Source organism: Streptomyces paradoxus, from assembly GCF_014202475.1.
Lineage (GTDB): Bacteria > Actinomycetota > Actinomycetes > Streptomycetales > Streptomycetaceae > Streptomyces > Streptomyces paradoxus.
Genome location: NZ_JACHGV010000002.1, coordinates 266,172 through 291,697, shown reverse-complemented (window position 1 = coordinate 291,697; position 25,526 = coordinate 266,172). Strand labels below are relative to the sequence as shown.

The following is a 25,526-nucleotide window of genomic DNA, read 5'->3' as shown; positions in this document are numbered from 1 at the left end:
CGCGGGGACCGGCGGAGGGTGCGGGCCACGGTCAGGCGGAGGCGATCAGCAGGGCGGCGTTCTGGCCGCCGAAACCGAAGGAGTTGCTCAGGGCCACGTCCACCCGGCCCCGGCGGGCCGCGCCGTGCACGACGTCCACCTCCACCCTCGGGTCGACCTCGGTGGTGCTCGCCGACGGCGGGATCACCCCGTGGTGCACGGTGAGCGCCGCGAACGCGGCCTCGATGGACCCGGCCGCGCCCAGCGGATGCCCGGTGACGCCCTTGGTGGAGCTGACCTGCACGTCCGTTCCGGCCACGCGCTGGATCACGCCGGCCTCGATGACGTCGTTGAGCGGGGTGGAGGTGCCGTGGGCGTTGACGTAGCCGATGTCCCGGCCGGTGAGCCCGGCGTCCGCGAGGGCCGCCCGTACCGCCAGCTCGGCGCCCTTGCCCTCGGGGTGCGGGGACGTCACGTGGTGCGCGTCCGCGGAGGCGCCGTACCCGATCACCCGGGCCACCGGCGCCACGCCCCGGGCCCGTGCGTGCTCCTCGGACTCCAGGACGACGATCCCGGCGCCCTCGCCGAGCACGAACCCGTCACGGCTCGCGTCGAACGGGCGGGACGCGGTCCCGGGGCTGTCGAGCCGCCGGGACAGGGCCCGCATCCGGGCGAACGAGGACACGTACAGCGGCGTGATGGGCGCCTCGGCGCCGCCGGCCACGACGATGTCGGCCAGCCCCGACCGGATCAGGTCCCGGCCCAGGCCGATCGCGCTCGCCCCGGCCGCGCACGCCGTGCAGGGCGCCATGCAGGGCCCGTTGGCGCCGATGTCGATCGCCACTTGGCCCGCCGCCATGTTCAGCAGCCCCATCGGCAGCGTCATCGGGGAGACCTCCGAGGGCCCCTCCTCTATCAGCGTCCTGTGCTGCTCCTCCAGCGTCGCGGTGCCACCGGCGCCCGAACCGACGATCACCGCCACCCGCGCGCTGTCCACCCACGAGCCGGGGGTGAGCCCGGCCTGGTCCAGGGCCTCGCGTGCGGCGGCGATGGCGAACTGGGAGTAGCGGTCCCACTGCCATGCGCCGCGCAGCCCGAGGGCGGCCGGGCCGAAGTCGGGCACCTTGCACGCCATGGTGACCGGCAGGCCGTCCAGATCGGAGTGGTGCGCCGCCGTCGGTCTGCCCTCGACCACGCGGTCCCAGCTCTCCTTGACCCCGATGCCGGCGGGCGTGACCATGCCGATCCCGGTGATGGCGGCGGCGAACCCGGTCATCGGACGGCGGCGCCCTTCTGCTCGACCAGGGCGACGATGTCTCCGACGACGGAGATCTCGGAGAGCTCCTCGTCGGTGATCACGATGCCCAGGCGCTTCTTCAGGGCGGTGGCCAGCTCGATCTGGGACAGCGAGTCGAGGCCGAGGTCGTCGAAGTTGGCGTCGGCCACCACCGTCTCGGGGTCGAGACCGAAGCGGGCGACGAAGACCTCGACGACAGAGTCGTGCACGGAGCTCATGGGGTTTCCTCCTGGATCGACAGGGCTGGGACGACAACGGTGCCGGTTCGGCAACGGTCGGGGAACGAAGGTCAGTTGACGGGCTCGGCCTGAATGTCCGGCCAGACCAGGACGGTCGAGCCCCAGGACAGGCCGGCGCCGAAGGCGGACAGCAGCACCCGCTGGCCCGGCCGGAGCGCACCGCGGGCGGCGTAGTCGTTCAGGAGCAGCGGCACCGACGCGGCCAGGGTGTTGCCCACCCGGTCGATGTTCACCGCCACCCGCTCCTCGGGGAGCTCCAGCTCCTCGGCGACGGCCCGCACGATGCGGAGGTTGGCCTGGTGGCCGGCGAACCAGTCGACGTCCGCCACCGGCCAGTCGGCGCGCTTGAGGACCGTCAGCGCCGACTGCGTCATCCGCTCGACGGCCTGCGTGTACAGGGGGCGGCCCTCCATCCGCAGGTACCAGTCCGCGGCCGGCACCGTGCCGTGCCCGAGCCCGGCGTCGGCGGAGCGCTGCCGGGAACCGCCGGCCGGGATGGCCAGCAGGTCGGCCAGCGCGCCGTCGCTGCCGAGGTCGAACGGGCCGAGCGCGCCGGGCTCGTCCGGCTCGCCGCGGCGCAGCACCACCGCGCCCGCCCCGTCGCCGAAGATGGGCGCCGTGGCCCGGTCCTCCTGGTTCACCAGCGTGGTGAACGCCTCCGAACCGATGAAGAGCACGGTGTCGGCGGTGCCGGAGTCGATGAGACCGGCCGCGGTGGCGAGCCCGTACAGGAACCCGCTGCACGCCGAGGTCAGATCGAAGGCGGCCACCGTGCCGAGTCCCAGCCGGGACGCGACCTCCGGGGCCACCGCCGGGCAGAGCCGCTCGGGCGAGGTGGTCGCGACGACCACCGCGTCCACCCCGCTTACCCCGGCCGACCGCATGGCCCGGGCTCCGGCCTCCACCGCCAGGCTCCCGGTCGACAGGCCGTCGGAGACCATCCGGCGCTCCCGGATACCGGTCCTGGTGCGGATCCACTCGTCCGACGTGTCCAGCGTGCGCGAGAGGCCGTCGTTCGTGACCGCCCTGGGTGGGAGGAAGCCTCCGAGTCCCGTGAGTACCGCCGTCATTGACTCACCCTCCTGATGGCCGCTGCGGCCTGACCTGGCGTCAAACAGGCTTCCCGACGGCAGGTCAGCCGGGCAATTGACCCTTGGTACACCCGATGGCGCGGATGCCGGGCGCGTGTACGAAGGGCCAATTGACCGCCGGCCGGCCCACTGCGAGCCTCACGGAGATGACCACGACACCTTTCGATCCCGCAGGGCTCCTCCCGGCCGGACGGGTGATCACCGACTCGGGTCGGCTCGCGTCCTTCGCCCACGACGAGGCCGCCGGGGCCCCCTTCGGCCTCCCATCGGCTGTGGTGCAGCCCCGCGACACCGCCGAGGTCGCGGCCGTGGTGGCGTACTGCGCCGAACGGGGTGTGCCGGTGGTCGCACGCGGGGCCGGCACCGGCCTGTCCGGCGGCGCCAACGCCGTCGACGGCTGCGTCGTCGTCTCCTTCGCCGCGATGGACCACATCCTGCGCATCGACCCGGACGAACGCCTGGCCGTGGTCCAGCCCGGCGTCGTGAACGACTGGCTGCGGGCCGCGTGTGCCGACAAGGGTTTGTGGTATCCGCCCGACCCGGCGAGTGCGCCGTGGTCCACGATCGGCGGGAACGTCGCCACCAACGCGGGCGGTGTGTGCTGTGTGAAGTACGGCGTGACCCGCGACTACGTGCTCGGCCTGGAGGCGGTCACCGGCCGCGGCGAGGTCGTCCGGCTGGGCCGGCAGACCGCCAAGAGCTCCGCCGGCTTCGAACTCGCCGGCCTGCTGGTGGGGTCCGAGGGCACTCTGGGACTGGTCACCGAGATCACCCTGCGGCTGCGGGGTGAGCGGGCCCAGGAACACACCGTTGTCGGCTACTTCGACGACCTGCCGAGCGCCGGCCGGGCCGTCGCCCATGTCGTGGCCTCCGGCGTCGTACCCAGCGCCCTCGAACTCGTCGACCGCTACTGCCTGCGCGCCGTCGACGAGTGGAAGAACATGGGGCTCACCGACGGCGGCAACGTCCTGCTGCTGGCCCGCTGCGACGCGCCCGGAGCGGCCGGTGTCGAGGAGGCCGACACGGTGCTGGCCTGCTTCGAAGCCGCCGGGGCCGCCTGGAGCGCCCGTTCCGGCGACCCGGCCGAGGCGGACGCCCTGTTCGCCGCCCGCCGTCTCGTCTACCCCGCGCTGGAACGTCAGGGCATGGTGCTCAGCGAGGACATCTGCGTGCCCCGGACCCAGGTCCCCGAGATGCTCGCTCGCCTGGAGCGCACCGCCGAGCGGCACGACGTGCACATCGCCGGCCTCGCCCACGCCGGGGACGGCAACCTGCACCCGATGCTGGTCGTGCCGCGCGGCGACGAGCGTGAGCTGGCCCGGGGCCGCGAGGTGTTCGAGGAGGTCGTCGATCAGGCGATCGAGCTCGGCGGCACGGTCACCGGCGAACACGGCGTGGGCCTGCTGAAGATGCGCGGTCTGACCCGGGAGCTGAGCCCGGCCGTGCTGGACCTGCACCGCGGCATCAAGCAGGTCTGGGATCCTGCGGGGATCCTCAACCCAGGGAAGGTCTTCGCCGCATGAGGACAGCCGCCATACCCCTGCCTGCCCTGCGGCGCCGGACCACCGCGGTGTTGCTCGCCAGCCAGGTCCTCGGAGGTATCGGCATCGGCATCGGCATCGCGTTCGCGACCGTCGTCGGCGCCCGGGTCGGCGGCGACGCGCTGGGCGGCCTCGCGGCGACCGCGACCGTCGTCGGCACCGCGGTGGTGGCCGTGCCGCTCACTCCGCTGATGAGCGCCCGGGGACGCCGTCCCGGCCTTGCCCTGGCCTACCTGGCCGGCGCGGCCGGCGCCGCCCTGACCGTGGTCGCCGCCGTTGTCTCCAGCTACCCCCTGCTACTGATCGGCCTGACCGCGTTCGGCGGCAGCTCCACCGCCAGTTTCCAGGCCCGCTTCGCCGCCGCCGACCTCACCCCGCCCGACCGGCGGGCCCGCGCCATCTCCCTGCTGGTGTGGGCGACCACGATCGGAGCGGTGCTCGGTCCGAGCCTGGCCGCCCCGGCGTCCCGCAGCGTCACCGCCTGGGGCATACCGGCGGCCGCCGGTCCGTTCGCCTGGGCCTGCGCCGCGTTCGCCGCCGCCGCCGTGATCATCGTGGCCGGACTGCGCCCGGATCCCCTCCTCACCGCCCGCACTCTCGCCCAGGACACCCCGGCCACCGGCCGCTCCGGTTCGGTCTGGTCCGGTTTCCGGGCCGTACGCGCCACGCCCCTGGGCCGCATCGCGCTGATCGCCGTCGCCGTGGTGCACACCGCCATGGCCTCGGTGATGTCGATGACGCCCCTGGAGATGTCCCACCACGGAGCCGGCATGAACCTGATCGGCCTGGTGGTCAGCGCCCATGTCCTCGGCATGTACGCGTTCTCCCCGGCCATGGGATGGCTCGCCGACCGCGTCGGCCGCATCACCGCGATCTGCCTGTCGGTGGCGCTCCTCGCGGTGGCCGCCCTGCTCGCCGCCACCGCCGGCACCAGCCACACGCAGTCCATGGTGGCCCTCTTCGTCCTGGGTCTCGGCTGGTCGGCGGGCCTGGTGGCGGGCTCCGCCCTGCTCACCGACTCCGTCCCCGCCGCCGCGCGCGCGGCGGCCCAGGGCCTGTCGGACCTGGTGATGAGCTCCGCGGCCGCCCTGGGCACGGCGGTGGCCGGTGTGGTCGTCGCCCAGGCGGGCTACGCCTGGCTCAACGCGGCGGTGGTCCTGGCCCTCCTCTGCTTCGCGGCCCTCACCCTGCGCGGCCGTACCGCGCACGCGACGAACGCCGACCGCAGCCTCGTATAGGCGTTTCCCTTCGGCAGCCGCGCTGCCCCGCCAGTATTGAGGGGCACTCCTGGTCGACGCGCTCGCCGACCGCTGGGAGGTGCTCGACCGCGAGCCGCCCGGCAAGACCGTGCGGGCGGAGATCCATCTGCCGGAGTGGATTTCCGGGCTGGACCCGAAATGACAGGCGGCCGACCGGTGTTGGCGATGTCATGACACAGAGACCGGCACCTCGCCTCCTGTCCGACGCAGCCCTCTCCGACCTGCTCTCCGCCCAGCAGTTCGGCACGCTCGCCACCGTCAAGCGCAGTGGCCACCCCCACCTGACCACCATGGTGTACAGCTGGGACGCCGAATCGCGCACCGTGCGGTTCTCGACGACGGCCGACCGTGTCAAGGTCAAGCACCTGCGGCGCGAACCTCGTGCGGCGCTGCACGTACAGGGCGGGGACGTCTGGTCGTTCGCCGTCGCGGAGGGCGACGCCGAGGTCTCCGACGTCACGACGGTCCCCGGGGACACGGTCGGCCGGGAGCTGCTCGCGATGATCCCGGCCGGCGCCGAACCGGAGGACGAGGACGCCTTCCTCCGGCAACTGGTCGACGAGCGGCGCGTCGTCATCCGGCTGAAGGTGGACCGGCTGTACGGGACCGCGCTCGACATCGAGGGATAGGGCCACGGCACGATGAGCGCATGAACGCACAACGGGGCAGCACTGAAGAACAATCGCTCGCGGACCTCGCCCGGCGACTCCTCGCCGCGGACACCGGCGGCTGGACGCCGGACGGGGTGAACGCCCTGGCGGACGGGCTCGGCTGGGCCCGGGGCGGCACGGCGGACCGTCCTGTCCTGATCACCGGCCGGTCCGGGCGGACCAGCGGCGGCGCGCCCCTCCTCTTCGACGTGGCGTGCGGCGACCGGCTGTCGATCGGCTGCTTCGCCCCGGACGGCGTCGACGCGGCCTCCCTCGTCTGGGGCACCGTCGCCGAGCACCCGGCTACGGCCTCGGTCTGGCGCGACGACGATCCGGTGTGGCGCGTGGACGCGGGGGCCCCGGCGAACCCAAGGGCAGCGCCCTCGCGGAGATGCTCGTGGCGACGGCCAGGGCGGCCGGGGTGAGCGAGCCGGCCGGCCTGATCGTCGGCGGCGAGGCCGAGTTCGTGGACGGCTACCACGTCAGGTACTACGGGCTGGGACTCCCGACCGGTTGACACGTCCGCGTTCCGGTCGAACTTCCGTGGTCCGCACGGCTGTTGCTGCGCGGACCATTGACGCGCAAGGGGTTCGATTCTACGGTCCGTTCGAACTTGCGATCGTTGTCCGAGATATCGGGCAACCGTTCACCCCCACCGCAAGGAGAGGACCCGCATGAGCCGCAGTCCCCGTACGCTCCGCCGGCGCACCGCCCTGCTCGCCCTCCCCGCCGCCGCTCTCCTGGCACTGATCCCGAGTACGGCGTCCGCGTACCCCAACCCGGGCCGCGTCACCGGCGACGTCGTCACCCACGACCCGTCGATGATCCGCACTTCGTCCGGGCAGTACCTGCTCTACGCCACCGGCGGAGGCATCGCGAGCAAGGCCTCCGGCGACCGCACCGCCTTCCGCAACGGCAGCGACGCCTTCGCCGGCCGGCCGGGCTGGTGGCGGAACTACTCCTCCGTGCCGGAGGCGTGGGCGCCGGACATCTCGTACCACGGCGGCAAGTACCTGATGTACTACTCCGTCTCGAAGTTCGGCTCGAACACCTCCGCCATCGGCCTCGCCACCTCCAGCACCGGCCAGCCGGGCAGCTGGACCGACCAGGGCACGGTCTACACGTCGAACTCCGTCAGCGACTTCAACGCCATCGATCCGAACCTCTTCGTGAACGACGACGGCAAGTGGTGGCTGTCGTTCGGCAGTTGGTGGACGGGGATCAAGATGATCCAGATCAACCCCGCCACCGGGAAGCAGCTCTCCTCCAACACCACCCGCTACTCGCTCGCCTCCCGCCCCACCGGGACCAAGGCCGTGGAGGCGCCCTTCATCGTCAAGCGGGGCGGCTACTACTACCTCTTCGCCTCGTACGACACCTGCTGCAACGGGACGAGTTCGACGTACAAGGTCAAGGTCGGCCGCGCCTCCAGCGTCACCGGGCCGTACCGCGACAAGAACGGCGTCGACCTGATGAACAACGGCGGCACCCCCGTCCTGGAGTCGCACGGCAGCGTCATCGGCCCCGGCGGCCAGTCGATCCTGAAGGACGCCGACGGCGACCTGATCGTTTACCACTACTACGACGGGAACGACAACGGCACGCCCAAGCTCGGCATCAACCTGCTGAACTGGAGCAGCGGTTGGCCGGTCGCCTACTGACCCCCCGGACTACCCGGCCTGACCCATCCCCGCCGCGTTGGGCCAGCTCTGCGCGGCGGGCCACCCCGTGGCAGGCGCCGGGGTCAGCCCGTTCGTGCCCCGCACCTGCGCGGCCGTCAGCCCACCCCGGGCCGGGACACCGGGCGGTGTGGGCCCGGTGAACGGCGCGGCCATGGGCGCCGGCGTCGGTGTCGGCATGGGGGCGGGGGCGGGAACCGGCGCCGGGGCCTGTGCCGCGGGCGCCAGCGGCGGGGCCGGGGCGGCCATCGGCTGGGGCGCGGGCTGCGGCACCGGCTGCGGCATCTGCGGCTGCGGCATCTGAGCCGCGGCCGGCATCGGCATCCCGCCGCCCCCACCCGCCGGAGCGGCGGACGCGGCGGCGGGGAGCGGCATGCCGATGCCGGTGGCCGGAGTGGGCGCCGGAGCAGGCGCCGGGGCGGGAGCAGGGGCAGCGGCGAGTCCCTGCCCACCCAGACTCGCGGCCGCGGGAGCAGGGGCGAGGCCCGGCTCTCCGGCCACCGCGGCGGCAGCAGGCGCCGTGGCCATCCCCACCGCCTGCGCCGCGAGCCCCCGCATGCCCGACCCGTTCGTCTCGCTCACCAGGCGGTCCACGGCCGCCGTACCCGAGCTGTAGCTGGTCCCATTGCCCAGCTCGGGTACGGCGGCTCCCCTCCTGGACGTCCCGTAGAGCACCTGTTCCAGGCCGGACACCAGGCGACGCACGTCCACCTGGGGGCGCACCACGAGACGCAGGAAGCGACTGGACGAGCCGATCTTGTTGCCGCACTCGCGGACCAGGATCCGGTGCTCGGTGAGCATCCGGTCCCGGACGACGGTGCCCTCGGCACCCACGGGGAGGCGTACGAAGAGGAAGTTGCCCTGCGACGGGTAGACCGTCAGCCCGGGCAGGGAGGAGAGCTGGCCGGCCATGTCGAGGCGGTCGCGGCGCACCTGCTGGAGGCTCTGCGCGTACTCGGCGCCGTGCTCCTTCAGCATGAAGACGACGTGCTCGGCGAAGGAGTTGAGGTTCCACTTCGGGAGCATCGAGCGGATGCGGCCCGCGAGCGCCGGGTTGGCGACGAGGTAGCCGAAGCGGATGCCGTGCAGGCCGAAGTTCTTGCCGAGGCTGCGCAGCACGACGACGTTGGGCCGCAGCATCGCCTCCTGCACGACGGACGGTTCGGCCTCGGCGTCCGCGAACTCCAGGAACGACTCGTCGATGACCACCAGGTCGAGGTCGGCCATGGCGTCCATGAACTGCACGATGGCGTGCTTGTGAAGGAAGCCGCCGTCGGGGTTGTTCGGGTTGCAGATGACGGCGACGCGGGTGCCCCGGGCGCGGATGAACTCGGCGTACTGGGCGAGGTCGAGGGCGAAGCCGCTGGACTCCTGGAGCGGGAACATGTCGACCCGCTTGCCGGTCTCCATGGGCTGGTCGGTCCAGCGGCCGAAGGTGGGGACGGGGACGGCGAGGGACTCGCGCACCAGCAGGTGGTCGATCCACGTGATGAGCTCGGTGGAGCCGTTGCCCATGGCCACGCACTGCGGCGGCAGCTGGAGCAGGCTGCACAGCTCGGCCGTGATCGTGTCGGCGCTGCTCGGGTAGTACGTGATGATGTCGCGCAGCCGGCCCGCCATGTCCTCGAACATGGCCGGGGTCGGGAAGTACGGGTTGCAGGGGATACAGAAGTCCACGGGGCCGGCTCCCTCGCCGCCCTCACGTGTCAGAGCCGCCATCGACGGGCTGTGGGCCGCGGTACTGCGGAACAGCGACGTGACGTTGTCGGCCATGGAACCTCCGTATGGGGCGGGCCCGCTGGGGACGGACGGGCCCGACGTTTAAGGGCGGCCCGCGCGGGGGAGCGCGGGCCGCCCTTTCATACGGAGACCACGGTGACACCGTTCAACCGTCGGTAAAACGGTCGGAACGTGTGTCCGGTCTGTGAAGACCTGTCAGCGGCCTCAGCAGCCGAACGTGTGGATCGTCGTCGTCCGGTACGTCTGCCCCGGTCGCAGCACCGTCGACGGGAACTTCGGCTTGTTCGGCGAGTCCGGGAAATGCTGCGTCTCCAGGCACAGCGCGTCGCCCTGCCGGTAGGTGCGGCCGGACGGGCCGGTCAGCGTGCCGTCGAGGAAGTTGCCCGAGTAGAACTGCAGGCCGGGCTCGTTCGTGGCGATCTTCATCGTGCGGCCGGAGGCCGGGTCGCGCAGGGTGGCGACGTGCTCGGGGCGGGCGGTGATGCCCTTGTCCAGGACCCAGTTGTGGTCGAAGCCCTTGGCGGTCACCAGCTGCGGGTGGGAGACGCGGATGTCCCGGCCGATCGGCTTGGCCTTGCGGAAGTCGAAGGGGGTGCCCGCGACCTTGGCCAGCTCGCCCGTGGGGATCAGGCCCGCGTCGGTGGGCGTGTAACGGGAGGCGGCGATCTGGAGCTCGTGGTCCTCGATCGTGCCGCTGCCCTCGCCGGCCAGGTTGAAGTAGACGTGGCTGGTGAGGTTGACGACGGTGGCCTTGTCCGTGGTGGCCTCGTAGTCGACGCGCCAGTCACCGTGCCGGGTGAGCGTGTACGTCACCTTCGTCTTGAGCGTGCCCGGGTAGCCCATCTCCCCGTCGACGCTCGTGTAGTACAGGTGCAGGCCGACGTCGGAGCCCTTCACGAACGGCTCGATGTCCCACACGCGCTTGTCGAAGCCCTTGGCACCGCCGTGCAGGCTCTGCTCACCGTCGTTGACGGACAGCTGGTAGTTCTTGCCGTCCAGGGTGAACTTGCCCTTGCCGATGCGGTTGCCGTAGCGGCCGATCAGGGCGCCGAAGTACGGGCTCTTCGCGACGTAGTCGTCGATGGTGGCGAAGCCGGCGGAGACGTTGGCGTAGCGGCCGCGGCGGTCGGGTATCTCCAGGGACTGCACGATGCCGCCGTAGGACAGGACCTTCAGGCGGGTGCCGCCGTTCTCCAGCGACCAGCTGTAGATCTTGGTGCCGTCGGCGAGCTTGCCGAAGAGCGTCTTCACCGGCTTCCTGCCTCCCGTGGCGTGCGCCGTGCCGCCGAGCGTGGTGGCGGCCACTCCCGCCGCCGCCGCTCCAGCGATGACCGTGCGTCTGTTCAGTTCCATCTGTGCGGCTCCCGCATATGGAGAGGGCCCCGCCTTCCAGCGGGGCCCGAGCTGACTTACGAACCGACCTTGCGCTTGTTCCACACGTCGAACCCGACCGCCGCCAGCAGCACCATGCCCTTGATGACCTGCTGCCAGTCGGTGCCGATGCCGACGAGGTTCATACCGTTGTTCAGCACGCCCAGGACCAGGCCACCGATGATCGCGCCGAGGACGGTGCCGACACCGCCGCTCATCGACGCACCGCCGATGAACGAGGCCGCGATCGCCTCCAGCTCGAAGTTGAGGCCGGCCTTGGGAGAGGCCGCGTTGAAGCGGGCGGCGAAGACCAGACCCGCCAGGGCCGCGAGCATGCCCATGTTCAGGAAGACCAGGAAGGTGACCTTCTTGTCCTTCACACCCGACAGCTTGGCCGCCGGGAGGTTGCCGCCGATGGCGTAGATGTGGCGGCCGATGATCGCGTTGCGCATGACGTAGCCGAAGCCGACGAGCAGCACGCCCAGGATGAGCAGCACGATCGGGGCGCCCTTGTAGCTGGCCAGCAGCATGGTGAGCGTCAGCACCGCGGCGCCGATCGCGACCAGCTTCAGCAGGAACAGCTTGGCGGGCGGGACGTCCAGGTTGAACTCCTGCTGCCGCTTGCGGTCACGGACCTCCTGGAAGATCACGAAGGCGATCATCGCGAAGCCCAGCAGCAGGGTGAGGTTGTGGTAGTTCGTGTTCGGGCCGACCTCGGGCAGGAACCCGTTGGCGACCTTCTGCAGACCGTCCGGGAACGGGCCGAGGGTCTGGCCCTCCAGGAAGATCTCCGTCAGACCGCGGAAGATCAGCATGCCCGCCAGGGTCACGATGAACGACGGTATGCCGCCGTACGCGATGAAGAACCCTTGTACCGCACCCGCGACGGCGCCCACGGCCAGGCACAGCACCACGGCGAGCGGCCACGGCAGATCCTGTTTGACCATGAACACGGCGGCCATCGACCCGACGAACGCCGTCAGCGATCCGACCGACAGGTCGATGTGGCCGGCGATGATGACCAGCATCATGCCGATCGCGAGGATCAGGATGTAGCTGTTCTGCAGCACCAGGTTGGAGACGTTGCGCGGCAGCAGCAGGTCACCGTCGGTCCAGACGGCGAACAGGACCACGATCAGGCCCAGCGCGATGAGCATGCCGTACTGCCGCATGTTGCGGCGCATGCCCTCCATCACCAGCTGCAACAGGCCGTCGCCCGCGGCCCCTCCGCTCTTGCCCGGCGGCGCGGGGGCCGGGCTCTTGGCGGTCACGTCCGTGCTCATCGGGTTACCTCTTTGTCCTTCGTCATCTGACGCATCAGCGATTCCTGGGAGGCCTCGGCCCGCGAGAACTCACCCGTCAGCCGCCCCGCGGCCATCGTGTAGATGCGGTCGCACATGCCGAGCAGCTCGGGCAGCTCGGAGGAGATGAAGACGACCGCCTTGCCCTGGGCGGCCAGCTGGTCGATGACCGTGTAGATCTCGTACTTGGCACCGACGTCGATACCGCGCGTCGGCTCGTCCAGGATCAGCACGTCCGGACCCGAGAAGATCCACTTGCTGAGGACGACCTTCTGCTGGTTGCCGCCGGACAGCTTGCCCACCGGCTCGAACACCGTCGGCGCCTTGATGTTCATGGACTTGCGGAAGCCCTCGGCGACCTGCCGCTCCTCGTGCTCGTCGACCACACCGCGCTTGGCGACCTTGCCCAGGGCGCTCAGCGAGATGTTCCGGTTGATGGTGTCGATGAGGTTGAGGCCGTAGTGCTTGCGGTCCTCGGTGACGTACGCGATGCCGTGCTTGACCGCCTCCGGGACGGTCTTGGTGCGGATCTCCTTGCCGTCCTTGAGGACCGTGCCGGCCGCGTACCGGCCGTAGGTCCGCCCGAAGACGCTCATCGCGAGTTCGGTGCGGCCGGCACCCATCAGGCCCGCGATGCCGACGATCTCCCCGCGCCGCACGTGCAGCGACACGTCGTCGCACACCTTGCGCTGCTGGTCGATCGGGTGGTGCACGGTCCAGCCCCGGATCTCCAGGGCCGGGGCCGCGCCCTCCTCGGGCTCGTGCGGCGACCGCTCCGGGAAGCGGTGCTCCAGGTCACGGCCGACCATGCCGCTGATGATCCGGTCCTCGGTGGTCTCCGCGGCCTTCACATCGAGGGTCTCGATGGTCTGGCCGTCGCGGAGGATCGTCACCGAGTCGGCGACCTTGCGGATCTCGTTGAGCTTGTGGGAGATGATGATCGAGGTGATGCCCTGCTTCTTCAACTCCAGGATGAGATCCAGGAGTTTGCCGCTGTCCTCGTCGTTCAGCGCGGCGGTCGGCTCATCCAGGATGAGCAGCTTCACCTTCTTCGACAGGGCCTTCGCGATCTCCACGAGCTGCTGCTTGCCCACGCCGATGTCGGCGACACGGGTGTCCGGGTGGTCGGAGAGACCGACCCGGCGCAGCAGCTCGCTCGCGTGGCGCAGGGTCTCGGTCCAGCTGATGATCCCCCGGGTGGCGTGCTCGTTGCCGAGGAAGATGTTCTCCGCGAGGGAGAGGTAGGGCACCAGGGCCAGTTCCTGGTGGATGATCACGATGCCGCGTTCTTCGCTGGCCCGGATGTCCTTGAACTGGCAGACCTCTCCCTCGAAGAGGATGTCGCCCTCGTACGTGCCGTGCGGGTGGACGCCGGAGAGGACCTTCATCAAGGTCGACTTGCCGGCGCCGTTCTCCCCGCAGATGGCGTGGACCTCGCCCTGCCGGACGGTCAGTGTGACGTCCGACAGCGCCTTGACGCCGGGAAAGGTCTTGACGATCGAGCGCATTTCCAGGACGGGTCCCGCCATGGTCGTGCCTTCCAATCAGTGGTGAATCGTCGGTCGGTGGCGGGGACTACTTGAGGTCGCTCTCCTTGATGTAGCCGGAGTCGACGACCTCCTTCTGGTAGTTCGCCTTGTCGACCGCGACCGGCTCCAGCAGGTAGGACGGGACGACCTTCGCGCCGTTGTCGTAGGTCTTGGTGTCGTTGACCTCGGGCTTCTTCTTGTTCAGCAGCGCGTCGACCATGTTCGAGGACACCTTGGCGAGCTGGCGGGTGTCCTTGTAGACGGTCATCGACTGCTGGCCGGCGATGATCGACTTCACCGAGGCGACCTCGGCGTCCTGGCCCGTGACGACCGGCAGCGGCTTGCTCTTGGAGCCGTAGTCGTCCGACTTCAGCGCCGAGAGGATGCCGATGGAGATGCCGTCGTAGGGGGAGAGGACCGCGTCGACCCGCTCGCGCTTGTAGGCCGAGGTCAGGATGTCGTCCATGCGCTTCTGGGCGGTGCCGCCGTCCCAGCGCAGGGTGGTGACCTGGTTGAGCTTGGTCTGGCCGGAGCGGACGACGAGCTGCTTCTTGTCGATGTAGGGCTGCAGGACGTTCATCGCGCCCTGGAAGAAGTAGCGGGTGTTGTTGTCGTCGTTGGAGCCGGCGAACAGCTCGATGTTGAAGGGGCCCTTCTTGGAGCCGTCCTTCAGGCCGAGCTTCTCGACGATGTAGGTGCCCTGGAGCTCGCCGACCTTCTCGTTGTCGAAGGAGGCGTAGTAGTCCACGTTCTGCGTGCCGAGGATGAGGCGGTCGTAGGAGATGACCGGGATGTTCGCGTCCTTGGCCTGCTGGAGCACGTTGTTCATCGACTTGTTGTCGATCGCGGCGATGATCAGCGCCTTGACGCCCTGCGTGATCAGGTTCTCGACCTGCGAGACCTGCTGGTCGGGGTCGTCCTCGCCGTAGACGAGCTTGGTCTTGTAGCCCTTGGACTCCAGGTCCGCGACGACGTTCTTGCCGTCGGCGATCCAGCGCTCGGAGGACTTGGTCGGCATCGCGATGCCGATGGTGGCGCCCTTGGTGTCGCCTCCGCTCTCCTTGCTGCCCCCCTCACCGCTCTGGCCGCAGGCGGACAGGGTGAGGGCGAGGGACGCGGCTCCGGCTATGGCGGTGAGGGCGGCTCTGCGGTTACGCATGATCATCATCCTTGATCTGTGGCAGGGCTCGGTCTGAGGGCGCGAAGTCGCTCCGGGTGGTCGTGCCGGAAAGACCGAGAAGAGATGTGTGGGATTGTGCGCGGCTGTGTCTTCTTTTGTAAGGCGAGTAGCCGGAACGTTATGACGAGATTTCGAACCGTTGCAGATCGCCGGGCAGCCGGGAGCCGAGCGGCGCCATGTCGCCGTCCGCCCCGTGGCGGGCCAGGAGATCCAGGGCGAGCCGGCCGCGCCGCACCCGCTCCTTCGCGGTGGCCAGGGTCAGCTCCCGCATGTGGTGCCCGTAGGGGTAGATCCCGGGCGCCTTGGACAGGCCGAACTTCAGGTAGAGCGGTGCCCCGCGCCGGATGAGCTCGGCGACCTCGTACATCCGGACGTAGCCGCCGAGGTCGTCGGGGGCCTCGATGTACATGTCCATCGGAGCGCCCGACACCCGCCGGATCTCGGTGAGGTGATCGAGCGTCAGGTCACTCGGCACATTGACCGAGTCGGCGCCGAGGCGCTCGTATACCGCGTACGCGGCCGGGTTGACCGGGCCGATGAGCGCGGAGACCTTGAGTGTCGTGTCGGCCGGGATGATCCCGGCGGCCCGCGCCCGGTGCAGCGTCCACAGCACGCCCTCGTCGGCGACGAGCAGGCACTTGACGCCCAACTCCGTGGCTCTGACCGCGTCTTCGACACAGCCGGCGACGGCGTCGTGGCCCCGGGCGCGCAGACCGGCCCCCCGCGAGTCGGTGCGCGTGGATCCGCCGATGTCCCAGGTGCCGCGCGGGCCGGTGAACAGGCAGAGCTCGATGTCGCGTTCACCGGTCGACTCGACCATCTCGGTGATCTCGGCGTCGGTCAGCATCCACACACCGCTGCCCTGGCTGATCCGGTGGATCGGCACGTCCAGCCGCGAGGCCTCCTTCAGCACCACCGCCAGCGCCTCGGGGCCCTCGCAGGAGGGGATCTCGGTGCGCCAGCGGCCGCCGCCGGGGAAGGAGTGCGGCGAGGCGTCGGCGGGATCGGGGGCGGGCGCGCTCAGGCCCAGGGCGGTGAGCGCCTGCTCACCGGGCCTGCGGGCGGCCGTGGTGGGAGCGTCGGTCACAGGAATGTCCTTCGGTTCGATATTTCGGACGAGGTTCGCGGCTCTGGGTACGGCGAGGCTCGGCGTGCGGTGGGTGTACGCCGGTACGGGGGCCGTCAGGTTGCCCCCGTACCGGCGTACGTCTAGGGGCGGAGCAGGACCTTGCCCACCTTGGGATCACCGGCCCCGACCAACTCGATGGCCTGCGAGAACTCGGTGAGGGGCAGCTCGTGCGTCACCAGCGGCAGTGGGTCGAGCAGCCCGGCGGCGAACACCCGCACCGTGTGCGCCCAGGCGTCCGGCGGAGCACCGAAGACGGTGTGCACCTCCAGCTGCTTCACGACGAGGTCCGTCGGGTCGAGACCGTCGGCGCCGGGCGCCGGGATACCGGTCAGGACCAGCCGGCCGCCCCGCCGGAGCAGACCGGCCGAGATCCGGGCGGCGTCCGCGGATCCGGCCGTCTCGATCACCACGTCGAAGTCGTCCGGGAGTTCCTGGTCCTTCGTCCGGAAGTCCGTCGCGCCGTAACTCCGCGACAGCGCCTCACGGTCCCGGCGGGTGCCGACGACCAGCAGTTCGCCCGGCGAGTTCGCCTTAAGGAACTGCACGGCGAACATGCCGAGGGTGCCGGTGCCGACCACGGCGACGCGCTCGCCGGGCTGGGCGTTGCCCTTCAGCGCGGCGGCCGCGATACAGGCGGCGGGCTCCAGGAGGGCCGCGGCGGTGAGGTCGCAGTCGTCCGGGAGGGCGTGCAGGAGACGGGCCGGGAGGGTCAGCGTGGCCGCCATCGCGCCCGGCTGGGTGAACCCGGTCTCCTCGTAGCCGGCCGTGCACAGGGTCGTGTCGCCCGCGTGGCAGCGGTCGCAGACCTGACAGTTTCGAAAGCCCTCACCGACGACCTTGCGGCCCACGAGGGAGCCCGGGACACCGGCGCCCACGGCCTCCACCGTCCCGGACCACTCATGGCCCGGGGTCAGCGGATAGCGCACGTAGCCCTCGGGCCGGTTGCCCTGGTAGACCTCCCGGTCGCTGCCGCAGATCCCCGAGGCGTGCACCCGGACCAGCGCCTCGCCGGCCTCGGGCCGCCGGGGCTCGTGCGGCACGAGACGGTGCTCGCCGGGCGCCTCGATGACGACAGCGGTGCTCACTGCGAGCCCTTCGGCTTGCGCTGTTCCCAGCCCTCCGCCCAGAGGTCGAAACGGGCCTGCTGCTGGGGGAACTCGGCGGCGGCGTCGACGTCCAGCTCCACACCGAGGCCGGGGGCGTCGGAGAGGTGGAAGCAGCCGTCCTCCGGGTTCACCTGCGGGGCGCCCTTGACCACCTTCTTGATCTCCGCGTCGGCGAAGTCGTTGAAGTGCTCCAGGATCTTGAAGTTCGGGGAGGTGAAGCCGACCTGGAGGGACGCGGCGGTCAGGACCGAGCCGCCCACGTTGTGGGGAGCCACCAGCATGTAGTGGGTCTCGGCGGTGGCGGCGAGCTTCCTGGTCTCCCAGATTCCACCGATATGGCCGACGTCCGGCTGGATGATGTCGACGGCCTGGCTCTCGAACAGCTCCCGGAACTCGATCCGGTCGTGGATGCGCTCACCGGTGGCGACCGGCATGTCGACCTTGGCGGCGACCTTCTCCAGCGCCTTGAGGTTCTCCGGCGGGACCGGCTCCTCCAGCCACGCCGGCTTGAACGGCGCCAGCTCCTTGGCCAGGCGCACGGCCGTGGCGGGGGAGAAGCGGCCGTGCATCTCCAGCATCAGCTCGGCCTCGGGGCCGATGGCGTCCCGGACGGCCTCGATCAGGGAGACGGCGTACAGGGTCTGCTGGTGGTCCAGCTCGAAGTGGCCGGTGCCGAAGGGGTCGATCTTGAGCGCCCGGTAGCCGCGCTCCATCACGCCCTGGGCGGCCTTGTGGTAGGCCTCCGGGGTCCGCTCGGTGGTGTACCAGCCGTTGGCGTACGCCTTGACCTTGTCGGTGACCTTGCCGCCCAGCAGCTGCCAGACGGGGACGCCCAGGGCCTTGCCCTTGATGTCCCAGCACGCCATCTCGATCACGGCGATACCCGACATCACGATCTCGCCGGCACGGCCGTAGTCGCCGTACTTCATCCGCTTGACGAGGTCCTCGACAGCGAACGGGTCGGAGCCGAGGATGTGATTGGCCTCGGCCTCCCTCAGGTACCCGAGAAGAGCGTCGGTGTGTCCCAGCATCCGGGTCTCGCCGACTCCGGTGATCCCCTCGTCGGTGTGCACCTGGACGTACGTCAGGTTGCGCCACGGCGTCCCGACCACGTGTGTGCTGATTCCGGTGATGCGCACGGCGGTTGTCCCTCGCAGGTTCGTCGGCTCGGTTTCCGTCAGCGTTCCGTCAGTGTGCCCTAGGTTTTGTTCGAGATTTCGGCACACGTTCGAAATGCTGGCGTGACAGTAAGGATCGGGCGGCGGGGGTGTCAATGGGTCGCGCGCATAACGGTTTCGACAGTTTCGAAACCACCGGTGAGGCGTGTCCCTACAGAACCTTCACAGCTGGATCTAGGAACGTGACCTGCGCGGAACTTAACCTTCCCGCGTCATGGACTACTGCGACCCGTGCCGACGGCACCTCAACGGCGCCCTCGCCTGCCCGGGGTGCGGCACCTCGGCCGAAACGCTGCGCCGTCCGCGCGAGCCGGAGTACGGCCCTTACGGCGACACCGCGTCCGGGAACGCCGACGGGGCGCCGGAGAGTCCGGCAGGGCCGGACGCCTCCGCTGACGGATACGGCGACGCCTACGACGACGAGCCGTACGACCACCCGTACGAGGACCCGTACGACGGCCCGTACGACGACCCACGCGGCAACGAAGACGGCGACGACGACGGCGAGTACCAGGGCCGCGCCGCCCGGCGGCGTGGACGCGGGCGCGGCCCGGCCGCCGAAGGCCCGGGCGGGGCGAGCCGGCGGGACCGCAAGGCCGCGGCACACCGACGACGGCGGCGGCGGGCCCTGTTCGTGGCGGCCGGGTTCGTGCTGGCGGCCGGGGGCCTGAGTCTCGCGGAGCTCGGCATGGACGCCCCCGGTTCGAAGCCGAAGCCGGCCGCGGCCGGGGGCGAGTCGGCGGACGGGGACGCCTCGGTGGAGGCGGGGAAGCCGGGCAGCGGTCCGGGCGGGAAGGCAGCCGGGGCTGAAGGTCCGTCAGGCTCGCCCTCGCCGGAGGCGTCTGACTCTCCGTCCGCTTCCAAAACTCCCGACGACGAGGAGTCGAAATCCCCGAAGGACGACGAACCGTCGAAGGGCCCCGAGTCGGCGACGGCGGGAGGCGCCCCCAGCCGCCCGGCCTCCGCTCCCACCGCGGCCCCGCCGCCTCCGGACCCGGCCCCGACGTCGGACCCGACCACCGAGGCCCCGCAACCGGAACCGTCCCCGTCCGAGCCCTGCAAGCGGTTCCTCTGGTGGTGCACCTAGCGTTCGCTCACCCGGCCGACTTCGCCGGCGTGACAGGAACGGAAGCGCCGCTTCCTGCCCTTGAACAGCCCCCGTAGACGTCGAGTTCGCGGCACCTGGACACGGTTCAGTCACCTCCGGCCGGGTCGTGCCGAGGATGCCGCGAGCGTCACAGGCTCCGCCGAGGCGGACCGCCCTCAGCCCAGCATCCGCCGCAGCGTGTCCCGCAGCGCCACCCGTTCGGCCTCGGAGAGCCCGGCCAGGGGTTCCCCGGCGAACCGCAGCGACTCCCGCAGGCTCCGGGCCACCCGTCGGCCCTCGGCCGTGGCCGCCGCCACCTTCACCCGGCGGTCGGCGGGGTCGGGCCGCCGCTCGGCGAGCCCCCGCGCCTCCAGCCGGTCCACGATCCCCGTCACATTGGACGGCTCGCACTTCAGCTGCCGGGCCAGCCGCCGCATCGGCAGCGGTTCGAGGCACAGCAGGCTGAGCAGCCGCGCCTGCGCGCCGGTCAGGGCGTGGTCCGCCGCCGCCGACTCGTAGTCCTCGTGGAACCGCGCCACGACCTCCCCGATCAGCTCGACGACCTCAAGGGTCAGCGGATCCGGGCGGTGGTTCGTCGTCTGGGGCGTCGGTGTGGTGGAGGCCATGCCGTCGAGGGTACCCGGTTATTTGACAATCTGAAATTTTCAGGAGCATGGTTGTTTCAGGTACTGAAACATCCGCATCGAGCCAGTGAGGTAAGGCGCACCATGACCGACACCCCCACCCTCCCCGCCGTCAGCCGCGAGTGGCACCTGGCGAGCCGTCCCGTCGGCTGGCCGAAGCCCGAGGACTTCGCCTTCGTCGAGGCGGAGGTCCCGCAGCCGGGTGAGGGGCAGGTCCTCGTCCGGAACAAGTACCTCTCCGTGGACCCGTACATGCGTGGCCGCATGAGCGACGCCAAGTCCTACGTCGCCCCCTTCGAGCTCGGCAAGGTCATGCAGGGCGGTGCCGTCGGCGAGGTCGTGGCCTCGAACGCCGAGGGGCTGTCCGCCGGGGATCACGTGCTGCACTTCTTCGGATGGCGTGAGTACGCGGTCGTCGGTGCGAAGAACGCCGTGAAGGTGGACCCGGAGGCAGCGCCGCTGTCGACGTACCTGGGTGTGCTGGGCATGACCGGCCTCACCGCCTACGCGGGCCTGCTGCGGACGGCCGCCTTCAAGGAGGGCGACGCCGTCTTCGTGTCCGGCGCCGCCGGTGCCGTGGGCGGCCAGGTCGGGCAGATCGCCCGGCTGAAGGGCGCCTCGCGGGTCATCGGCTCCGCCGGGTCGGACGAGAAGGTGAAGCTCCTCACGGAGGAGTACGGCTTCGACGCCGCCTTCAACTACAAGAACGGGCCCGTCGCCGAGCAGCTGCGCGCCGCCGCCCCGGACGGGATCGACGTCTACTTCGACAACGTCGGCGGTGACCACCTGGAGGCGGCCATCGGCTCCCTCAACCAGGGCGGCCGGATCGCCGTCTGCGGCATGATCTCCGTCTACAACAACACCGAGCCCGCCCCGGGCCCGAAGAACCTCGCCCGTCTGATCGCGACCCGCGGCCGCATCGAGGGCTTCCTGGTCGGGGACCACTACGACCTCCAGCCGCAGTTCGTGCAGGAGGTCGCCCCCTGGGTCGCCTCGGGTGAGCTCAAGTACCGGGAGACCGTCGTCGAGGGCATCGAGAACAACCTGGAGGCGTTCCTGGGCGTCCTGCGCGGCGACAACACCGGGAAGATGATCGTCAAGCTCTGACGCCTTCTGTTGGTTTCCGGTATGCGGTAAGTTTTTTCCGAATCCGCTCGGCCCGGGCGCGAGCCGCGGCGGACGACCGAAGGAACACAACCGCATGCCGATCCAGCAGTCCGACGTCCTGTACACCGCCGTCGCCACCGCAGAGAACGGGCGCGACGGGCGGGTGGCCACCGACGACGGCAAGCTCGACGTCGTCGTCAACCCGCCGAAGGAGATGGGCGGGAGCGGCGCCGGCACCAACCCGGAGCAGCTCTTCGCCGCCGGGTACAGCGCCTGCTTCCAGGGCGCTCTCGGTGTCGTCGCCCGTCAGGAGGGCGCCGACCTCACCGGTTCGACCGTGACCGCGAAGGTCGGCCTCGGCAAGAACGGGGACGGCTTCGGGATCATCGTCGAGATCTCGGCCGACATCCCCGAGGTGGACCGGGGAGTCGCCCGCTCACTGATCGGGAAGGCCCACGAGGTCTGCCCGTACTCGAAGGCGACTCGCGGCAACATCACCGTGACGCTGGTCTGACGCCGGTCGTTGCGTACGCGGAGGCCGCACCCTTGGACGTGGGGTGCGGCCTCCGCCCGTGTCCGGGCCCAGGGGGCCTCAGAGGGCGAGCGCCGCCGTGTGGACCGCCCTCGCCAGCCGGCCGTTCTCCGGGGCCGCCCCGCCCGGGAAGGCGAACCGGCGGCGGGTGTAGCCGTAGGCGAGGCCGCTCCACGGGTCCGCGAAGGCCTGGGAGCCGCCCGCGCCGCTGTGCCCGATCGTCCCGGCGCCGAGGAACGGGTGCCACGTGTCAGCCGTCATCTGGAAGCCGAGCCCGAACGACTTGTGGGCCCGGGCCACCAGGTCGTAGCCCACCGAGTGGAACTGGCCGAACTCCGCCACGGTGTCCGGCTTCAGCAGTGCCGGCTGCTCGCCCACCTCGCTGATCACCGCCGCGTACATCCCCGCCAGGCCCCGCGCGGACGCCACCCCGCCCACCGACGCCGGGCCCTTGGCGCGGATCAGCGGCATGTTCGGAAGGGAGACGAGGTCGGTCGGCTCCGCCGCGTTGCCGTTGAACGCGATCGAGGCCAGCGAGTGCGGGCCGGTGGGCGTGGCGTCGAGGACGGCCTGCTGCTCCGGGGTCGGGACCATCGGCTGGGTGCCGCGGAAGCGCGGTTCCTCGGGCGCGGGCAGGCCCAGGTGGAAGTCAAGGCCGTACGGCGTCTGGATCCGCTCCTGGTAGACCTCCTGGAGCGTGCGGCCCGTCGCTCGGCGCACGACCTCGCCGGCCAGGGCGCCGGCGACCAGCGCGTGATAGCCGAACGCCGTGCCGGGGCGCCAGAACGGCCGCTGGTCGGCGAGGCGTTCGGCGAGCTGGCGGTCGTCGGCCAGCTCCGCGAGCGAGAAGCCGGTGTCGGTACCGACCACGCCCGCCCGGTGGGCCAGCAGGTCCCGCACCGTCAGGGCGCCCTTGCCCTCGGCCGCGAACTCCGGCCAGTAGTACGTCACCTTGCGGTCCAGTTCGAGCGTGCCGTCCTGGACGAGCAGGGCCACGACCAGGTAGGCGGCGCCCTTCGTGGACGAGAACACACCGTAGAGGGCGTCCGCGCCGGTCCCCGCCCACAGGTCGACGACCTTCCGGCCGTGGACGTAGGCGCACAGCTGCCCCTCGTAATCGGCACGCTCCCCGGCGACGAACGCGGCGAACTCCTCACGCACCGCCTCGAAGCCGTCCGCCACGGTGCCGTGGATCTCCTGCGTCATCCGCTCTCCTTGACTGAAGCGCTGTGCGCCACTGTGAACAATGCCCGTGCCACCTGCGGGAATTCCCCCTTGGGATGGTCCCGGAAGAGTGGTTCGGTGCCGAACAGGACCGTCCGGTCCCCGCTGACGACCGAGGCCTGACCGGCGGCAGCGGCGGGACCGCCGGTGCCGTCCCCGAGCGGCCGCCAGTGCCCGGAGACCAGCGGGTTCCCGGTCGCGTACGACTGCTCCACGCGGACGCCGGGGCCCGGGTCGGTGAACCAGAGCGGGGCGTAGACGAAGCCGCGGTCCGGTGCGTCGCGCGTGACGGCGCCCGAGTTCGTCACCCGCACCACGCCGTTCGCGTCCGCGTTTCCCTCCACCGGCTCGACGGCCAGCCGGCCCGCCGCCGCGTTCAGGGCCGCTCCCGTCGCGCCCCGGCCGACCAGGCCGTGCCCGTCCAGGAACGTGTCCAGGGCCTGCCGGGCGGGGGCGGTCAGGGCCGCGTGGTCCAGCCCGGCGGACACGAACAGCACGTCCGCACCGGACGCACGCCAGTCGAAGCCCGCGTTCAGGACGGCCGTCGAGACCGGCGTGACGTCGAAGCCCATCTCCCGCAGGGCGAACAGCTCACCCGGCGTGACGGCGGCGGCGACGCGAAGGCGGCGCAGCGGTGCCGTGCCCCTCTGCCGCGTCGCCGTGAAGGAGACGTCGTGGGCGCGGGCGGCCGAGCGGGCCTCGCGGCGGGCCGACGCCGGGACGATCACGCCGCCGTCCGCCGCCCGCCGGACCGGGACGCCCTGCCGCAGCAGGGAGTTGAGGGCGGCGATCTCGCGCGGATCGGTCAGGCGCAGCCGCAGATCGCCGTGCGCGGGCACGTGGGTGACGGGTGCTGCCTCGCCGACCGGGCGCAGGGGTGCGCCCCGCAGGCTGCCCGACGGCACCCGCTCGACGGTGGCGCCCCACAGACTGCCCAGGCTCCAGCCGGAGATGTCGTACATCACCGAGACCTTGCCGCTGATGTCCCGGCCGTCGGCCAGCAGCACGTTCGCCATGCCCCGCTTGGGCTGGTGCATGTCGATGACGTACGAGCCCCCGGGGTGGGCGCGTCCGGCGAGCCGGAAGGGGCGGGTGGCGCGGGTGACCCGGACGCCGTTGGCCAGCAGGTGGTCGACCAGGCGGCTCGCGGCGGGTCCCGAGCGCTGGGTGCGGGCGCCGGCGGGCGGGATGACGTAGGCGCGCGGGAACGTGGTCGTGTAGACGTCCTCCGGGCCGATGCCGGGGACGCCGGGAACCGTCTCCGGTGACACCGGCACCTGCGCCGCGCCCGTCGCACCGCGGCGGAAGACCTCGATCTGGTCGGTGATCAGGGCGCCGCGGTGCTCACGGACGTGGTCCAGGGTGGCGCGGATCGCCGCGCCCGCCACCGCCGTGTTGACCGCCGAACGGCGGCGCAGCTCCGGCACCGGCAGCTCGTCGTACTCCTCGTTGTTCACCGCCAGCGGGATCTCCACCGTGTGGGCGGCCACCGTGCCGTGGAAGGCCGCGTACTGCGGGGTGAAGATCGGCGGCCAGTCGTCCCAGCCCTCCTCCTGGTCGCGGAAGGGGATCTGGGCCGCCTCCACGCCGTCCTTCGCGGGCGTGTAGCCGAGGGCGTTGACCGCGGACTCCATGCCGAGGGCGTTGGCGTAGCTGTTCTTCAGGAAGAGGTCGTACTCGTAGTTCTCGCCGTGCGGGGGAGTGGTCGGCTCGATGAGGGTGCCGTTGACGTAGCCGTGCAGGTCGAGCAGGACGGCCGGCTGCTTGCCGATCCCGATCTGCCGCATCGCCCGCGTCTCGGGCTGGGAGGCGGTGACGAAGTCCCGGTTCAGGTCGAAGCCGTTGGCATTGGCGCGGGTCCCGGCGACACGGCCGTCCGGGTTGGCCGTGATGTTGAAGTACAGGCGGCTGTGCGCGAGGAGGTCCCTGGTCTTCGCGTCCTTCGCCGTCGCGAGCTGCTCGATGACCTTCAGGGAGGCGTCCGTGCCCTCCCACTCGTTGCCGTGGATGTTGCTGTTGACGAAGACCGGTGCCTTGTACTCCCGCTTGATCTCACGGGACTTGGCCGCCGCGGCGGGCGCGTTCTCGATCAGGTCGCGCATCCGCTCCTGGGCGCGCGCCTGCCGGGTGGTCTCCGGGGCGGTTACGGTGACGAGGTAGAGGCGGTGGCCGCCGGCCGAGCGGCCCGTCACCTCCACGCTCACCCGGTCGCCGAGGCGCTGCAGGGCGTTCAGCTTCGGCGCGATCGCGTGGTACGGCGTGAGCCCCAGCTTCAGGGACTTGTCGCCGGGGTTGTGCGCGTCGGGGGAGAGGGTCTGGCGCCGGGGGTAGCCGCGGGTGGTGGTGCCGGTGGAGGAGTCCGCGGTCAACGCGCGTCGCGCCGCGCTCTCGGGAGCCCGCGCCGCGCGGTCGTCCAGGGCGGAGCCCTCACGGGTGACGGGTAACGGGTCGGCGCCGGCCGCGCCGGGGGCGAGCAGGAGTGAGCCCGCCGTGGCCAGGGCCAGGGCGGCGATCAGTGCGGGTCTCGCGGGAACGCTTCTGGTGATGCGCACGCGTGCCTCCTCCGGGGCTTCCTGAGATCGGTACGGCGAGGTGTACCGGTTCGACTCAACGGCAACAAGGGCGCCTTGGTGTCACCGAAGCCCCGTACGGCCCTGTGGGGG

At 71.0% G+C, this 25,526-nt stretch carries 22 protein-coding genes and 1 pseudogene; 9 read left to right on the top strand and 14 right to left on the bottom strand.

The annotated features are described in order from the left end of the window. Positions 1 to 31: 31 nt before the first annotated feature. The 3 genes from HNR57_RS06315 to HNR57_RS06305 form a co-directional block, all read right to left on the bottom strand. A complete protein-coding gene (locus HNR57_RS06315) occupies positions 32 to 1,255 on the bottom strand; it encodes a beta-ketoacyl-[acyl-carrier-protein] synthase family protein (protein WP_184557424.1) in 1,224 nt (407 codons plus the stop codon). Next, the gene (locus HNR57_RS06310) at positions 1,252 to 1,494 is read right to left on the bottom strand and encodes an acyl carrier protein (protein WP_184557421.1); all 243 of its coding nucleotides are present in this window, start codon (positions 1,492 to 1,494) and stop codon (positions 1,252 to 1,254) included. The genes HNR57_RS06315 and HNR57_RS06310 overlap by 4 nt, the downstream gene beginning before the upstream one ends. Positions 1,495 to 1,565: 71 nt before the next feature. Further along, a complete protein-coding gene (locus HNR57_RS06305; RefSeq protein ID WP_184557418.1) occupies positions 1,566 to 2,585 on the bottom strand; it encodes a beta-ketoacyl-ACP synthase III in 1,020 nt (339 codons plus the stop codon). A gap of 167 nt (positions 2,586 to 2,752) precedes the next feature. Between HNR57_RS06305 and HNR57_RS06300 the strand changes: the two genes are divergently transcribed. The 6 genes and pseudogenes from HNR57_RS06300 to HNR57_RS06280 all read left to right on the top strand — a co-directional run bounded on the left by HNR57_RS06300 (position 2,753) and on the right by HNR57_RS06280 (position 7,717). Further along, positions 2,753 to 4,129 carry an FAD-binding oxidoreductase gene (locus tag HNR57_RS06300; protein WP_184557416.1) on the top strand — a complete coding sequence of 459 codons (1,377 nt, stop codon included), beginning with the start codon at positions 2,753 to 2,755 and terminating at the stop codon, positions 4,127 to 4,129. Next, on the top strand, positions 4,126 to 5,385 hold the full coding sequence (locus tag HNR57_RS06295; RefSeq protein WP_184557413.1) for an MFS transporter: 1,260 nt from the start codon (positions 4,126 to 4,128) through the stop codon (positions 5,383 to 5,385). The genes HNR57_RS06300 and HNR57_RS06295 overlap by 4 nt, the downstream gene beginning before the upstream one ends. Positions 5,386 to 5,425: 40 nt before the next feature. Continuing rightward, positions 5,426 to 5,548, top strand: a pseudogene (locus HNR57_RS39415) (ATP-binding protein); the annotation flags it as partial. 28 nt (positions 5,549 to 5,576) lie between these two features. Further along, positions 5,577 to 6,035, top strand: coding sequence for a PPOX class F420-dependent oxidoreductase (locus tag HNR57_RS06290; protein WP_184557410.1), 459 nt, complete (start codon positions 5,577 to 5,579; stop codon positions 6,033 to 6,035). A 20-nt stretch (positions 6,036 to 6,055) separates the two neighbouring features. Beyond that, the gene (locus tag HNR57_RS06285) at positions 6,056 to 6,481 is read left to right on the top strand and encodes a hypothetical protein (protein WP_184557407.1); all 426 of its coding nucleotides are present in this window, start codon (positions 6,056 to 6,058) and stop codon (positions 6,479 to 6,481) included. Between the two features lie 249 nt (positions 6,482 to 6,730). Continuing rightward, entirely contained in the window at positions 6,731 to 7,717 is a 987-nt protein-coding gene (locus HNR57_RS06280) for an arabinan endo-1,5-alpha-L-arabinosidase (RefSeq protein ID WP_184557405.1), read from the top strand. 9 nt (positions 7,718 to 7,726) lie between these two features. Here the strand turns inward: HNR57_RS06280 and HNR57_RS06275 are convergent, their stop codons facing one another. From HNR57_RS06275 to HNR57_RS06240, 8 genes are all read right to left on the bottom strand, one after another. Further along, positions 7,727 to 9,508 (bottom strand): pyridoxal phosphate-dependent aminotransferase, encoded by a 1,782-nt coding sequence (locus HNR57_RS06275; RefSeq protein ID WP_184557402.1) that lies wholly within the window; start codon positions 9,506 to 9,508, stop codon positions 7,727 to 7,729. A 171-nt stretch (positions 9,509 to 9,679) separates the two neighbouring features. Then, positions 9,680 to 10,828, bottom strand: coding sequence for an aldose epimerase family protein (locus tag HNR57_RS06270; RefSeq protein ID WP_184557399.1), 1,149 nt, complete (start codon positions 10,826 to 10,828; stop codon positions 9,680 to 9,682). A gap of 56 nt (positions 10,829 to 10,884) precedes the next feature. Further along, positions 10,885 to 12,129, bottom strand: coding sequence for a multiple monosaccharide ABC transporter permease (gene mmsB / locus HNR57_RS06265; protein ID WP_107454755.1), 1,245 nt, complete (start codon positions 12,127 to 12,129; stop codon positions 10,885 to 10,887). Beyond that, positions 12,126 to 13,676 carry a multiple monosaccharide ABC transporter ATP-binding protein gene (mmsA, locus tag HNR57_RS06260; protein ID WP_184557396.1) on the bottom strand — a complete coding sequence of 517 codons (1,551 nt, stop codon included), beginning with the start codon at positions 13,674 to 13,676 and terminating at the stop codon, positions 12,126 to 12,128. Before mmsA ends, mmsB begins: the two co-directional genes overlap by 4 nt. A 46-nt stretch (positions 13,677 to 13,722) precedes the next feature. Continuing rightward, on the bottom strand, positions 13,723 to 14,835 hold the full coding sequence (chvE, locus tag HNR57_RS06255; protein WP_376772181.1) for a multiple monosaccharide ABC transporter substrate-binding protein: 1,113 nt from the start codon (positions 14,833 to 14,835) through the stop codon (positions 13,723 to 13,725). A gap of 139 nt (positions 14,836 to 14,974) precedes the next feature. Then, positions 14,975 to 15,943 carry a hypothetical protein gene (locus HNR57_RS06250; RefSeq protein ID WP_184557391.1) on the bottom strand — a complete coding sequence of 323 codons (969 nt, stop codon included), beginning with the start codon at positions 15,941 to 15,943 and terminating at the stop codon, positions 14,975 to 14,977. Positions 15,944 to 16,065: 122 nt separating this feature from the next. Further along, positions 16,066 to 17,070 carry a zinc-dependent alcohol dehydrogenase gene (locus tag HNR57_RS06245; RefSeq protein ID WP_184557388.1) on the bottom strand — a complete coding sequence of 335 codons (1,005 nt, stop codon included), beginning with the start codon at positions 17,068 to 17,070 and terminating at the stop codon, positions 16,066 to 16,068. Then, positions 17,067 to 18,230 carry a mandelate racemase/muconate lactonizing enzyme family protein gene (locus HNR57_RS06240; RefSeq protein WP_033306141.1) on the bottom strand — a complete coding sequence of 388 codons (1,164 nt, stop codon included), beginning with the start codon at positions 18,228 to 18,230 and terminating at the stop codon, positions 17,067 to 17,069. Before HNR57_RS06240 ends, HNR57_RS06245 begins: the two co-directional genes overlap by 4 nt. Before the next feature lie 253 nt (positions 18,231 to 18,483). Between HNR57_RS06240 and HNR57_RS06235 the strand changes: the two genes are divergently transcribed. Continuing rightward, on the top strand, positions 18,484 to 19,356 hold the full coding sequence (locus tag HNR57_RS06235; protein ID WP_184557385.1) for an SCO2400 family protein: 873 nt from the start codon (positions 18,484 to 18,486) through the stop codon (positions 19,354 to 19,356). A gap of 176 nt (positions 19,357 to 19,532) precedes the next feature. Here HNR57_RS06235 and HNR57_RS06230 read toward each other — a convergent pair whose 3' ends face one another. Continuing rightward, a complete protein-coding gene (locus HNR57_RS06230; RefSeq protein ID WP_184557382.1) occupies positions 19,533 to 19,982 on the bottom strand; it encodes a MarR family winged helix-turn-helix transcriptional regulator in 450 nt (149 codons plus the stop codon). A gap of 102 nt (positions 19,983 to 20,084) precedes the next feature. Here HNR57_RS06230 and HNR57_RS06225 point away from each other — a divergent pair, with 102 nt between their 5' ends. Both HNR57_RS06225 and HNR57_RS06220 read left to right on the top strand, forming a co-directional pair. Continuing rightward, positions 20,085 to 21,107, top strand: coding sequence for an NADP-dependent oxidoreductase (locus HNR57_RS06225; protein ID WP_184557379.1), 1,023 nt, complete (start codon positions 20,085 to 20,087; stop codon positions 21,105 to 21,107). Between the two features lie 94 nt (positions 21,108 to 21,201). After that, entirely contained in the window at positions 21,202 to 21,621 is a 420-nt protein-coding gene (locus HNR57_RS06220) for an organic hydroperoxide resistance protein (protein ID WP_184557376.1), read from the top strand. Positions 21,622 to 21,699: 78 nt separating this feature from the next. Here the strand turns inward: HNR57_RS06220 and HNR57_RS06215 are convergent, their stop codons facing one another. Continuing rightward, complete coding sequence (locus tag HNR57_RS06215) at positions 21,700 to 22,845, bottom strand: serine hydrolase domain-containing protein (RefSeq protein WP_184557373.1); 1,146 nt, start codon at positions 22,843 to 22,845, stop codon at positions 21,700 to 21,702. Continuing rightward, a complete protein-coding gene (locus HNR57_RS06210; RefSeq protein WP_184557370.1) occupies positions 22,842 to 25,415 on the bottom strand; it encodes a M14 family zinc carboxypeptidase in 2,574 nt (857 codons plus the stop codon). The genes HNR57_RS06215 and HNR57_RS06210 overlap by 4 nt, the downstream gene beginning before the upstream one ends. Positions 25,416 to 25,526 lie beyond the last annotated feature (111 nt).